This window comes from Pseudomonas syringae CC1557, assembly GCF_000452705.1.
Taxonomy (GTDB): Bacteria; Pseudomonadota; Gammaproteobacteria; order Pseudomonadales; family Pseudomonadaceae; genus Aquipseudomonas; species Aquipseudomonas syringae_F.
Genome location: NZ_CP007014.1, coordinates 3,221,488 through 3,234,110, shown reverse-complemented (window position 1 = coordinate 3,234,110; position 12,623 = coordinate 3,221,488). Strand labels below are relative to the sequence as shown.

Genomic DNA, 12,623 nt, shown 5'->3' with positions numbered 1-12,623 from the left:
CCTGAAGCTCGTCAATCTCCGCCATTGCGTACAAGGAATCACCCATGAAACCACTCGTTCGTTCGTTGCTGGCCTCGGCTCTGCTACTGGCAGCCGGCAGTGCCTCGGCGCAGGACCTGCGTATCGGTTATGCCGACCCGGTCTCGTCCCTTGATCCACAGTTGAACAACTACGCGGGCGACCGTTCGGTGGCGCTGCATGCCTTTGAATCGCTGGTCAGCCGTCGCGACGACAAGACCCTGCCTGGGCTCGCGAAAAGCTGGAAAGTCGTGGACGACACCACGTGGGAGTTTGCCCTGCGTGATGACGTGAAATGGCAGGACGGCACGCCACTGACGGCTGACGATCTGGTGTTCTCTTTCGAGCGTGCGCGCAGCGTACCGGGCAGTGTCGCCTCTTACGCGGGTGCCATGCGCACGGTGGAATCGGTCAAGGCCAGGGATGAGCACACGCTGATTATCAAGACCCGTCTGCCCAACGCCAACCTGCTGCCGGACATCGACTCGATCTACATTGTCAGTCGGCACGCAGGCGCGACGGCGAGCAGTGCCGATTACAATTCGGGCAAGGCCATGATCGGCACCGGGCCTTATCGCTTTGTGTCCTACGTGCCGGGCGACCGCACGATCTTTGCCCGCAATGACAGTTACTGGGGCGCGAAGCCGACCTGGGACAAGGTTGATTTCCGTTTCATCGCTAACGCGGCCAATCGAACGGCGGCTTTGCTGGCAGGCGACGTGGACGTGATCGACAAGGTGTCGCCAACCGATGTCGAGCGCCTGCGCAAGACGCCAAGCGTGAATGTGTTTGCTTATCAGGGGCTGCGTGCGTTGATCATTCAGCCGAGCTTCCGCGTCGGTCCCAACGAGTTCATTCGTGATAACGCGGGCAAGCCGCTGGCCGAGAACCCATTGCTGGACGTGCGGGTGCGCAAGGCGCTGTCCCTGGCGATCAATCGTCCGGCCATCGACGAGCGCATCATGCAGGGCACGGTCACCGAGGCCAACCAGTGGATGCCGGCCAACACCTTCGGTTACAACCCTGAGATCAAGAACATCCCGTATGACGTCAAACAGGCCAAGGACCTGCTGGCGCAGGCAGGCTTTCCCGAAGGTTTTCAGTTGACCGTACACGTACCGGGCGACCGTTACCCGCAAGCGCCGGAAGTCATGCAGGCCGTGGCGCAGTTCTGGACGCGAATCGGCGTCAAGGTGCAGCTGGAAGTACTGCCGTGGGCCGTATACGCGGGCAAGGCAAACAAGAATGAACTGGCCATCAGTGTGATTGCCTGGGGCAATGGCACGGGTGAAGCGGCTTATGCGCTGACCAACATTCTGACCACAGTCAACAGCAGCAAGGGGCTGGGCGCCTCCAACTGGGGCCATTACAGCAACCCGCTGGTGGACAAGGCGCTGGCCGATTCGACTGCCGAATTCGATGAAGCCAAGCGCCGCAAAATCCTCCAGGACTCGGTCAAGGTGGTCAGCGACGACGTCGGCATCATTCCGCTGTTTCATTACCAGAACATCTGGGCCGCGCGCAAAGGCCTGAAAGTCGAGCCGCTGGTCAGCGACCGTACCGCAGCGACCATGGTCACCGAACAGCCTTGATCTTCCTCGGTTCGCGCAGCGCTTGTGACAGCGACAGCGCGAACGCCACCACAGCATTGCAGGGTATTTCATGACATCGACTGCTGAACATCAGACAACGCCGGACTTGCTGGATGAACTGCTGGCTATCGAGCCAGGCAGCCCGTTGCACACCGTGCGCCATGCGCGGGACAAGGTTGCATCAGCCACCGAAGGCAGCCAGCAATTGTTTTTCGATCCGGCACTGGATAACAACCTGTCGCTGATCGAGCGCCTGTGGGTCGCCTATTACGCAACGCGGCTAAGCGCGCAGCCAACCCTGACCGCGCATTACCTGGCGCAGCTGGAAAAGCTCGGTCTGGACAACTGTGTACGTGCCGATATTGATGGCAGCCGGATCGATAGGCTGAAAGACCCACGATTGGCGGCGATCCTGAGCTTTACCCGCACCTTGATCGAGTCTCCGGTGCAGGGTGATCAACATGCCTTGCAGGCATTGCAGCAACAAGGCCTGAGCACCGCGGAAATCGTGGTCCTGGCGCAATTGATCGCATTCCTGTCCTATCAGGTACGTCTGGCCGCCGGGCTGAGCGCCATGAAATCTGCCGGAGCTGCCCAATGAGCGAGCCAATCAAGATCGAAGGCTTCACTAACCAGGTGCTGGGCTGGAAGGCCTGGTTGCCGACTGTGAATCTCGACGACGCCACTGCCGAACAGATAGCGGTGCTTGAAGAGAGCCATCCGCAAGCCAAAACCTCGGATTATTACCTGACCCTGGCGCATCACCCGGACATCCTGCGCCAGCGTTCTCAGGCCTTCAACGCCATCATGTACGCGCCGGGCGGGCTGTCGCGCGCCGAGCGGGAGCTGGCGAGCACCGTGGTGTCGCGGATCAATCGCTGCGTGTATTGCGCTTCGGTGCATGCGCAGCGCTTCGAGCAACTGGCCAAGCGTAATGACGTGATCGCCGAGGTGTTTGCCGACCCGGCGACGGCGGGCACCAGCGCACGCGAAAAAGCCATCGTGCAGTTTGCCATCGATCTGACACTTGAGCCTGCTGAACTCAATGCCGAGCACATTCAGGCGTTGCGTGAACACGGGCTGGATGACACACAGATTCTGGACCTTATCCACGCCATTTCGATATTTGCCTGGGCCAACCGGCTGATGCTGAATCTTGGCGAGCCCGTGTTTCCCGAGGCCTGATAGTCATCTCCTTCGGGAGTACCCAGTGATCCGGCGCAGTCTGGCCCGCTCGTTGCAAAGCTCGTTGTGTTAATGAACGGGCAACCTGATCACGATTGAGGTAATGCAATGCTGATTGCGCAAATATCCGACACGCATGTACGTCCAAGGGGGCAGCTCTATCAGGGAGTGGTTGATTCGAACGCGATGCTGGCGGCTGCCGTCGACACGATAAACGCCCTCGCCCCGCCCCCCGATCTGATTCTGTTCAGCGGCGACCTGATGGAATGAACGAGGCGAGCGACTGGCCGAGGTCGTGTCGCGATACCCTGCCGTTGAACGGATCGTCTGCGGACACATCCATCGCTTCATGCAGCTTCGCTTTGGCGGTACGTTGATGTGTACGGCGCCAAGCACGACCACAGCCATTGCCTTGCAGCTTCGCCCTGATGCCAGCGATGCCTCGTACATCGAACCGCCAGCATTGCTGTTGCATCACTGGAAAAGCGATACGGGGCTTATTACGCATTGGGTGCCGATCGGCAACTTCGAAGGGCCTTTTGCTTTCGCCTGAATAGAGCCTTATCGACCAGGTTCATGAGCCGCACCCATACGTATTCACAGGTCGATCATCAAACAATGCCTGTCAGTTCGCTATCAAACTAGACAAGCCTCGGCTGCACCGAATCCGCCAGCCTGTTCAAAATCAGGCAGCACGACACCGCCCCCGCATCCAGCACGCCGAGTGAGCGCTCACCCAGTCGACTGGCGCGGCCGATTTTTGCCACCAGATCCCTGGTTGAATCACGCCCTTGTGCGGCGGCGCTTTTCATCGCGTTCAGGGCCTCGTTGAATGAAGCGCCAGCGGCATGCGCCTGTTCAAAGGCTTCGACGGCCGGGATCAGGGTGTCCATCAGGCATTTATCGCCGACACCGGCTTCGGTAATGTCCTGCAATGAGGTGAGTCCGCCACGCAACAGGTTGGCGAAGGTTGCTGCGTCGATCTCGTCACTGCCGCGCACCTGATCGGCCATGCCGATGAACAGGCTGCCATATAGCGGGCCCATCGAGCCGCCGATGCCTTCCATCAGGCTCAGGGTCAGTTCGTCCAGCGCTTCGGCGAGGGTCAGTTGACGTCCTTCGATGGTGCGACCGCAGTGGGCAAAGCCTTTAGCCATATTGATGCCATGGTCGCCATCGCCGATGGCGCCGTCGACTTCGCTGAGGTATTCGCGGTTGGCGACGATCACGCTCACCAGGCTTGCAACGATGGCAGTGCCGTCATGTGTGGAGAAATGCTGGCTCATGGTTCACTCCGCCTGGGTCATGCCGATGGAGCGGCAAGGGTGGTCGATCAGGGTTTTCAATTCATCATCCAGACCCAGCAGGGTCAGGGTCACGCCCATCATTTCCAGCGAGGTGAAGTAGTTGCCAACGTAGCAGCGATGGACCTTCAAACCCTTGGCTTTGAGCAGGCTTTCTACCTCGGCGTAAAAGATGTAAAGCTCCATGACCGGCGTTGCGCCGAGACCGGAGACCAGCACCACGACGCTCTCGTCAGTGCTGAAGTCGCGGTCGGCAAGAATGGGCGTGAGCATCCGTTCTGCCATCGCGGCGGCGGATTCGATAGAGATGACCTCTATGCCCGGTTCTCCATGGTGACCGATACCCAATTCCATCTTGCCGTCCGGAATCTGGAAATTCGGCTTGCCGACTGCCGCGATGGTGCAGGGCGTCAGGCCAATGCCGATGGAGCGGCACTGGTCGACGGCTTTCTGGGCAACGCGGATCACGCCACCCAGGTCGTAGCCTTGTGCGGCGGCGGCACCGCCGACCTTCCACATGAAAATTTCCCCGGCCACGCCGCGGCGCTTGGCGATATCGGCTTTCGGGGCGGAGGCGACGTCATCGTTGGCCACCACGGTGCGCACTTGCAGGTCTTTGCTGGCGGCCATTTTCATCGCCAGCTTCACGTTCATGTTGTCGCCTGCGTAATTGCCGTACAGGCAGGCTATACCGGCCCCGTGATCGGCAGCGCGGAACGCATCGAAAAAGCTTTTCGCGGTGGGCGAGGAGAAAATCTCGCCAACGGCTACGGCATCCACCAGGCCTGGGCCGACATAACCCAGAAAAGCCGGTTCATGGCCAGAGCCGCCACCCGTCACAATGCCCACATGCCCTTGTGCGGAAGGTCTGGCTTTACTGATAACGCGCGGGTTGCTGTCGCTTTGCGACAATTCGGGGTGGGCAACCAGCAGGCCGCACAGCATGTCCTCGACCACTTGGTCCGGGTCATTGATCACTCGATTCATAACGCGTTTTCCTGTGTTGTTCTTATAAGGATCGGGCGGATTACGGTTCCAGTACCACCTTCAAGGATTTGTCGCCGCGCTCCATGACCTCGAAGGCCTGCTTGAAATCGGCGAGGGCGAACTTGTGTGTGACCACGTCGCGCATGTCGATCTTGCGGTTGCCGATAAAATCGATGGCTCGCGGGTACATATACGGTCCCAGGTGTGAGCCGAGTACATCGAGTTCCTTACGGTCGCCGATGATCGACCAGTCCACGGTAGCTTCGTCATTGAACACGCTGAACTCGACGAAACGCCCCAGTTTGCGCAACATCGCCAGGCCCTGATTGACTGCCTTGTGATGCCCGGTGGCCTCTATATAAATGTCGCAGCCATAGCCGTCAGTGATTTCGCGGATTTTCGCCAGCACGTCAACCTCGGCCGGGTTCCATACTTCATCTGCACCCATGCGCAACGCAAGGGCTGCGCGCTCAGGTTTCATGTCGAGCACGATGAGCTTTTTGGGATTGCGCATACGCACTGCGCCGATGATCCCCAATCCCAGCGTACCGGCCCCTGCGACCACCACGATGTCATCGAAATCGACGTTGGCGCGTTCGGCAGCATGCAGTGAGCAGGCGAGGGGTTCGATCAGGATCGCTTCATCCGGTGCGATGGAATCCGGCACCTGATGGACGATGCCTTCTTTGGTAAAAATCATGTACTGGGCCATGGCACCCTGTACGTTGTTCTGAAAACCGTACAGATCGTGCTTCTGGCACATCCAGTACTGGCCGTGGTTGCAGAAGCGGCAACCCCAGCACGGCACGATCTGTTCGGAAATGACCCGGTCCCCCACCTGCACACCGCGCTTTTCTGCACCGGGGCCGAGCGCAACCACGCGGCAGACAAATTCGTGACCGGGAATCATCGGTGGCTTGACGTAGCGCGGTTGCTCGGCGTCGCCCCAGAACGACGGCGCACCGCGATAGGTCTTGATATCGCCCATGCAGATGCCGCACAGCTCGACTTTGGTGAGGATTTCGTCAGGGCCAGGCGTGGGGACGTCGACGGTTTCCAGCCGATAGTCTTCCGGGCCGTAGCACACCACTGCCTGCATGGTGGCCGGAATGACGGGAGAGCGTTGTTCGGCAGTGCGTTCGATGGCGGTGGACATGACGATAAACCTCGCGACTGAAAAATGAGTTACTGAATGCTGTAGCCGCCGTCGATGACCACGTTTTCGCCGGTGATCATGCTCGCGGCATCGCTGAGCAGGTACAGCGTCAAACCGGCTATCTCTTCGGGCTGGGCGAAGCGTCCGGCCGGGATCTGTGTCTTGGCGCGTTCGCCCGCTTCACCGGCCCAGGCTTTCTTGCCCAGCGCGGTTTCGACGATGGTTGGGGAAATGGCGTTGACGTTGATGTGTGGTGCCCACTCCATGGCCAGTACTTTGGTCATGCCGACCACTGCGGCCTTGCTTGCGCAGTAGGCGACGTGTCGATCAAGACCAATGACAGCAGCCTGAGAGGCGAGATTGACGATGCGTCCGCTGCCTTGGGCCAGCATGTGCCTGGCGCAGGCCTGAGCGACGAAGAAACTGGCCTTGAGGTTGATGTCCAGCGTCGTGTCCCAGGCTTCTTCATTCACATCGAGCGCCTTGTCGAGCACCGCGACGCCCGCGCTGTTGACCAGGTAATCGATGCGTTGAAAATGCTCGAATACGCTATTGATAGTGCTGTTCACCTGATCGATCCGGCGCAGATCGACAGCGATGCCGATATGCCCGCTGCCAAGACCGGCAGCCACGTCGACCACTGCCGGGTCGCGGTCCAGCAGTGCAACCCGCGCACCACGCTCGACCAGCAGGCTGGCGCAGGCCAGACCGATCCCGGCGGCGCCGCCGGTGATCACGGCGCAACGTCCTTGGAGATCGAAGGCCTTGTTCCAGAATTCAGACATTGATATGACTCCCGTAGCGCTGGTTGACTGATGATTCGTCACGTTCTGCGTCACAAATCCATGCTTTACCGCACACTCAAGATCGGACGCAGAGCGTCCAGAACGGCATTACCACGCTGGAACGTTGCAGCGATAAACGAGAGCTGTCGGACCGAACACTTCCCGTTCCTCACGCTCCGCATTCGGAATGCCGTTCGTGACGCTCGGCGTCACACACCTGTGGCGCTCTGCGCGTTCTTCGGCTTACTTGCCGCCGCTGACCTGCTGATACAGCGCGTCAGCATTGGCATCGGTCACCGGTACCCACGGCAGGATGTAGTTCTTGTCAGTCCCGTCGCCCCATTTCACGTCCTTGGCGTAGCGTTCCCAGATCACTGACTTCGGCTTGTAATCCTTGCCAGCCAAGGCGCGCAGGGCGACGTCGAGGGCGCCTTGGGATTGCGCCTGGGCGTCTTGCAGGAAGGTGGTGACTTCGTTTTTCTTGGCCGCCTGAATGGCGTCGGGCATGCCGTCGATGGAGGTGATCGGTACATCCGAAGGCTTCAGGTTGCGGGATTTCACCGCTTGCAGGGCTCCAAGGGCCATGTCGTCGTTCTGCGAAATGATCCCGGAGATGCCTCCGTTGGGGTGCGCGTTGAGCCAGTCTTCGGTGAGCGCCAGCGCTTCGGCACGGGACCAGTTGGCGGTCTTCATTTCGATGATCTTGATGTCCGGGTGTTTCTTCAGCACTTCCATCTCGCCTTTTTCCCGGTCGATCTGCGCCGACTGGCCAATCGGGCCCTGAATGATCACCACGTTGCCCTTGCCGTTGAGCTTGTCGACCATGGCCTGTGCCTGGAGGCGACCACCCTCGACATCATCGTTGCCCACATAAGGCACCTTGGCACTGGCCACCCGGGTATTGGAGGCGATCACCGGAATGTCGCTCTCCATCGCCCGTGCCACGGTACCGATCCCGGCCTTGGTATCGATTGGCACGAAAATGATCGCGTCGAAGTGCTGGGTGATCATCGTTTCAATCTGGTTGTTCTGGGTCAGTGCGTCGTAGTTGCCGTCAAATACGGTGATCTGCACAGTGCCATCCTTGACCGCCGGGTGCTGCTTTAGCTCACGCACCCAGTTCTGCATGAACTGGCCCTTGAGGCCATACACCGCAGCGCCGATCTTGTAGGTCTTGCTGTCGGCCGCCAGAGCGATGCTGCTGGCAAGCAGGGTGAGCGCCGCGACAGCGGCCAGGGATTTACCGAATTTCATGATGAGCACCTCGTTATTGTTGTAGTCAGTCGGTCATTCAGAGAAAAAGGACTAGCGTTTCTTCTTGCGCCACACGTCAATCAGTACTGCGAACACGATGATCAGGCCCTTGGCTACCTGCTGGTAATACGAAGACACACCCAGCAGGTTGAGGCCGTTATTGATGACGCCGATCAGCAGCGCGCCGAACAGCGTGCCGACGATGCTGCCAGTGCCACCAGACAGGCTGGTGCCCCCGATCACCACAGCAGCAATCGCGTCCAGTTCATACGACATGCCGGCCTGGGGCAGGGCGGAAGTGGTTCTCGCCGACAGCACCACGCCTGCCAGTCCCGCCAGCAGCCCGGATACCACGTACACCGAAAACATCACCTTGCGCACGCCGATGCCCGAGGTACGTGCGCTTTTTTCGTTGCCGCCCACGGCGTACACATAGCGGCCGTAGGTGGTGTAGCGCAGCACCATCCAGAAGATCAGTGCGACCACAGCGAAGATGATGATCGGCACACCGATTGGGCCTATCTTGCCGATGCCCAGCGCCAGGTATTCTTCAGGCAGGTCGGTAACCGGGCTGCCGTCGTTGAGGATAAACGTCATGCCGCGGGCAATACTGAGCATGCCCAGCGTGGCCACGAATGGCGGAATTGACAGGTTGGCGACCATGAAGCCGTTGACCACCCCGAGCATGGCACCGGCGAACATACCCGCGCTGACTGCTGCCAGCAGGCCGTAACCCTGGGTCGCCACCAGGGCGCTGCACAACCCGGCGAAGGCCAGAATCGAGCCCACCGACAGGTCGATGCCTTTGGTGAGGATCACGTAGGTCATGCCAACCGCAAGGATGCCGTTGATCGAGGTCTGGCGCAGAATGTCCATCCAGTTGCGCCAGGTCATGAAGTATTCGCTGGCAAACGCCATGACCAGGCACAGCAGAATGAACACCAGCGGCAGGCCAAAACGGTCGAAGGACAGGCGCAAACGGCTGCGCGGCTCAACGGTGGCAGGGGCGATAACAGTTTTGCTATTCATGAGGCAAGACTCAGCAAGGCTTCCTGGGAAAGGTCGGCATCGCTGCTGATGGTCACCAGCCTGCCACCCTTGAATACGGCGATCCGGTCACTCAGGCGCAGCAGTTCCGGAGCTTCCGACGACACCACAATAGCTGCACCACCTGCGCGCACGAACTGATCCAGCAGGTGATAGATCTCCTGTTTGGCACCCTCGTCGATACCCCGCGTGGGCTCGTCACACAACAGGCAGACCGGCTGGGTAGAAAGGCATTTGGCGAGCACTACTTTCTGCTGGTTGCCACCGCTCATGGATGACACTGGCAGGTCCAGCGACGTGGTCTTGATCTGCAGCCGCCTGACCATGTCTTCGGCCAGTTGCTGTTCCTTGCGCGCATTGATCAGCGACCAGCGTGACAACTGCTTGTAGGCCGAGAGTGCGATATTGGAAAGAATGCTGCCGCTCAGCACCAGGCCGCTGTCCTTGCGGTCTTCGGTGACCAGCGACATGCCAGCACGAATGGTCGCTTTGGGCAGGCCGATCGGCATCGGCTTGCCGCGCAGCGTGACGCTGCCGGCGTCCGGGGTAGTCAGGCCGTAGATGCAGTTGAGAAACTCGCTGCGGCCAGAGCCCATCAAGCCGTATATACCGAGAATTTCACCGTGCCGCAGTTGCAGGCTGATGTCTTCGAACTCGCCGTTGCGGCTCAGGCCGTCGACGCTCAGGCAGCATTCGGTGGTGCATTCACGACCGGCCTTGTGGTCGATACGCTGCAACTCCTGGCCAACGATGCCGCGCACCAGATGCGCCCGGTCGATATCTGCCATGCGTCCGCTTTCGACAAAGGCGCCGTCGCGAAAAATGCTGTAGTCGTCGGCGATCTGCGCCAGTTCGCTGAGGCGGTGGGACACATAGATGATGCCGGCACCGCGTGCGGTCAGCCTGCGAATGGCCTTGAACAGGGTTTGCGCCTCGCGCTCACCAATGGCCGAGGTCGGCTCGTCCATGATCATTACCTGGCAGTCATGGCTGAACGCCTTGGCAATTTCGACCAGCTGTATCTGCGCCACGCTCAGACGGTGCATGGGGCTGGTCGCGTCGACATCGAACTCCAGCTCTTCCAGCAGTTTACGTGTGCGGCGATTCAGCTCCTTGCTGTCGACAATGCAGCCGGCCCGGCGTGGTTCGCGGCCCAGCCAGATGTTTTCTGCAACGGTCATGAAGGGGATGGGCTCGAGTTCCTGAGTGATCATCGCAACCCCTGCCGTCAGCGCTTCAACCGGACGGCTGAATTGCACGGGCTGGCCGTTGAGCAGAATGCTGCCCGCATCACGCTGCGTGATGCCCATCAGGATGCTCAGGAAAGTCGATTTACCGGCGCCATTGCCGCCACACAAGGCGTGCACACTGCCAGCCCGCAATGAGAGGCGGCCGTCGCGCAGGGCTGGGATACCGGCATAAGCCTTGGCGACGTGTTCAGCCTGGAGCAGTAATGGCGTAGCCATTGGCGTGTCCTCGTGCTGTGAATTTCTTATTAGATGCACTGATGTGTTGCTCAGTGAGCATATGTTTACCAAATGAAATTCTGATCAGTCAATCTCTTTCAAGAAAAACTTCAAACGACGCTGCGCTACCTAGCAGAAATGGAGGTGTAGGCAGTTTTTGAGAGGTTTTCTTTAATTCCTGCTTGACAGAGCAGATCTAATATCCGAGAAATGACTGATCGGAATTTCACAGAATGAACATTTGGTCAGCATTATGCGACCTCAGCAGCGGAGCCAGACGCCATGAACACACCTTTTCCGGTGGCTATTGGATGCGATGAAGCGGGTTACGAACTCAAGGAACTGCTCAAACGTCATATCGAGGCACTGGGCTATCCAGTCACTGACTTCGGCACCCACTCCACCGCACCAGTGCTTTATCCGGATATAGCGCTGGCGGTCGCAACCGCCATCAATGCCGGGCAGCAGCGGCTCGGGGTTCTGGTCTGCGGCACGGGCATCGGCATGGCCATTTCCGCGAACAAGGTATTCGGCATCCGTGCAGCGCAGGCGCATGACACTTATTCGGCGGAGCGGGCGCGCAAGAGCAACGATGCGCAGATCCTTTCCATCGGAGCGCGGGTGATCGGTACGGAGCTGGCGAAAAGTATCGTCAAATCGTTTCTGGAATCAGAGTTTGAAGCGGCGCGCTCCGGGGCCAAGGTCGAGCGCATCAATGCGATTGAGCGTGACGGGCATCAATAGTGGACGGAACAGGGCAGGAGTAGGGAGAATGGGCCTTTGACGTCGAAACGGAAGCCCGCCCACATGAGTGACAGTAGCCAGCGCATGGCCAGCGACATCGACCTGATGACTGAAGTCGCGATGCTTTATTACCTTGAGAATGTCACTCAGGAAGCCATCGCCAAGCGTTTCGACTTGTCGCGAGCAAAAGTCAGCCGGCTGCTCAAACGCGCACGTGATGAAGGCATCGTCGAGGTGCGGGTCTTGCAGCATCCGGCCATGAACAACGAGCTTGAGCTGGCGCTGACAGAACGCTTTCAGCTCGACAGAGCGCTGATTGCGGTCGACCACAGCGATCCCGATACCCAGCGCTCGGCGGTCGCCAGCCTGGTGGCCAACTACCTGAACAAGACTTTGGGCGACGGTGTGATCGTCGCTGTCGGCATGGGCCGCAATGTGGGGGCCGTGGCCGATAACGTATTCCTGCCAGTCACGCGCAACTGCACATTTGTCTGTGCGATTGGCGGTTCGCTCAAGGCGGGGGAATACATGAACCCCGACCACATCTGTCGCCGTCTGGCACTGCGTTTCGGTGGTGAAAGCGAAAGCCTGTATGCCCCGGCGCTGGTCGCCAACCCGGAACTGCGCAGCATTCTGATCAGCAACGACACGGTGCGCTCCACTCTGGACCGAGCTCGCCGTGCCGACATGGCGTTGATCGGTATAGGTGACATGAGTGAGAACAGCAACATGGTGCGCATGGGCTGGTTCTCTCCGCAGGAAATCGCTCAGGCACGTTTATCCGGGACAGTCGGCGACATGATGGGTTACGACTTCATCGACATTCATGGTCAGCCAGCGGTCAACGCCATACAGGGCAGGGTCATCGGCCTGACCGTGCAAGAGCTTTTCCGCATTCCGGATGTGGTCGCCATCGCCAGTGAAAACACCAAGGCGGCCGCCACGCTGGGCGCGCTGCGTTCAGGCGTGATCAACACGCTTGCGACCACCGTGACCAATGCGCACACCATCCTTGCCCTGGATGATGCGACCCGCAAAAGCTGACGCAACACCCGGCCTTAGGCGTTGTCGCATGACCTGCATCC

At 59.5% G+C, this 12,623-nt stretch carries 14 protein-coding genes; 7 read left to right on the top strand and 7 right to left on the bottom strand.

The features are described 5' to 3' along the window. The first annotated feature begins 44 nt into the window (after positions 1–44). The 5 genes from N018_RS14235 (at position 45) to N018_RS28125 (ending at position 3,348) form a co-directional block, all read left to right on the top strand. Positions 45–1,610 carry an ABC transporter substrate-binding protein gene (locus tag N018_RS14235; RefSeq protein WP_025390019.1) on the top strand — a complete coding sequence of 522 codons (1,566 nt, stop codon included), beginning with the start codon at positions 45–47 and terminating at the stop codon, positions 1,608–1,610. 70 nt (positions 1,611–1,680) lie between these two features. After that, on the top strand, positions 1,681–2,211 hold the full coding sequence (locus N018_RS14230) for a CMD domain-containing protein (RefSeq protein WP_024647486.1): 531 nt from the start codon (positions 1,681–1,683) through the stop codon (positions 2,209–2,211). Continuing rightward, complete coding sequence (locus tag N018_RS14225; protein WP_025390018.1) at positions 2,208–2,795, top strand: peroxidase-related enzyme; 588 nt, start codon at positions 2,208–2,210, stop codon at positions 2,793–2,795. The genes N018_RS14230 and N018_RS14225 overlap by 4 nt, the downstream gene beginning before the upstream one ends. A gap of 108 nt (positions 2,796–2,903) precedes the next feature. Then, the gene (locus N018_RS28130) at positions 2,904–3,065 is read left to right on the top strand and encodes a hypothetical protein (protein WP_229631113.1); all 162 of its coding nucleotides are present in this window, start codon (positions 2,904–2,906) and stop codon (positions 3,063–3,065) included. A gap of 25 nt (positions 3,066–3,090) precedes the next feature. After that, positions 3,091–3,348, top strand: a complete 258-nt coding sequence (locus N018_RS28125) for a hypothetical protein (protein ID WP_229631111.1) — start codon at positions 3,091–3,093, stop codon at positions 3,346–3,348. Between the two features lie 88 nt (positions 3,349–3,436). Here N018_RS28125 and dhaL read toward each other — a convergent pair whose 3' ends face one another. The 7 genes from dhaL to N018_RS14185 form a co-directional block, all read right to left on the bottom strand. After that, positions 3,437–4,081, bottom strand: coding sequence for a dihydroxyacetone kinase subunit DhaL (gene dhaL, locus N018_RS14215; RefSeq protein ID WP_025390016.1), 645 nt, complete (start codon positions 4,079–4,081; stop codon positions 3,437–3,439). 3 nt (positions 4,082–4,084) lie between these two features. After that, positions 4,085–5,086: a dihydroxyacetone kinase subunit DhaK gene (locus tag N018_RS14210; RefSeq protein ID WP_025390015.1), complete on the bottom strand. Its 1,002-nt coding sequence runs from the start codon at positions 5,084–5,086 to the stop codon at positions 4,085–4,087. Between the two features lie 40 nt (positions 5,087–5,126). Then, the gene (locus N018_RS14205; protein ID WP_024647481.1) at positions 5,127–6,242 is read right to left on the bottom strand and encodes an MDR/zinc-dependent alcohol dehydrogenase-like family protein; all 1,116 of its coding nucleotides are present in this window, start codon (positions 6,240–6,242) and stop codon (positions 5,127–5,129) included. A 29-nt stretch (positions 6,243–6,271) separates the two neighbouring features. Continuing rightward, complete coding sequence (locus N018_RS14200; RefSeq protein WP_025390014.1) at positions 6,272–7,027, bottom strand: SDR family oxidoreductase; 756 nt, start codon at positions 7,025–7,027, stop codon at positions 6,272–6,274. Between the two features lie 243 nt (positions 7,028–7,270). After that, on the bottom strand, positions 7,271–8,281 hold the full coding sequence (locus N018_RS14195; protein ID WP_025390013.1) for a substrate-binding domain-containing protein: 1,011 nt from the start codon (positions 8,279–8,281) through the stop codon (positions 7,271–7,273). A gap of 51 nt (positions 8,282–8,332) precedes the next feature. Next, positions 8,333–9,310 (bottom strand): ABC transporter permease, encoded by a 978-nt coding sequence (locus N018_RS14190; RefSeq protein ID WP_025390012.1) that lies wholly within the window; start codon positions 9,308–9,310, stop codon positions 8,333–8,335. Then, complete coding sequence (locus tag N018_RS14185; protein ID WP_025390011.1) at positions 9,307–10,794, bottom strand: sugar ABC transporter ATP-binding protein; 1,488 nt, start codon at positions 10,792–10,794, stop codon at positions 9,307–9,309. The genes N018_RS14190 and N018_RS14185 overlap by 4 nt, the downstream gene beginning before the upstream one ends. Before the next feature lie 282 nt (positions 10,795–11,076). Here N018_RS14185 and rpiB point away from each other — a divergent pair, with 282 nt between their 5' ends. After that, on the top strand, positions 11,077–11,538 hold the full coding sequence (rpiB, locus tag N018_RS14180; RefSeq protein ID WP_025390010.1) for a ribose 5-phosphate isomerase B: 462 nt from the start codon (positions 11,077–11,079) through the stop codon (positions 11,536–11,538). Between the two features lie 63 nt (positions 11,539–11,601). Beyond that, positions 11,602–12,582 (top strand): sugar-binding transcriptional regulator, encoded by a 981-nt coding sequence (locus N018_RS14175; protein WP_024643615.1) that lies wholly within the window; start codon positions 11,602–11,604, stop codon positions 12,580–12,582. The last annotated feature ends 41 nt before the right edge of the window (positions 12,583–12,623 follow it).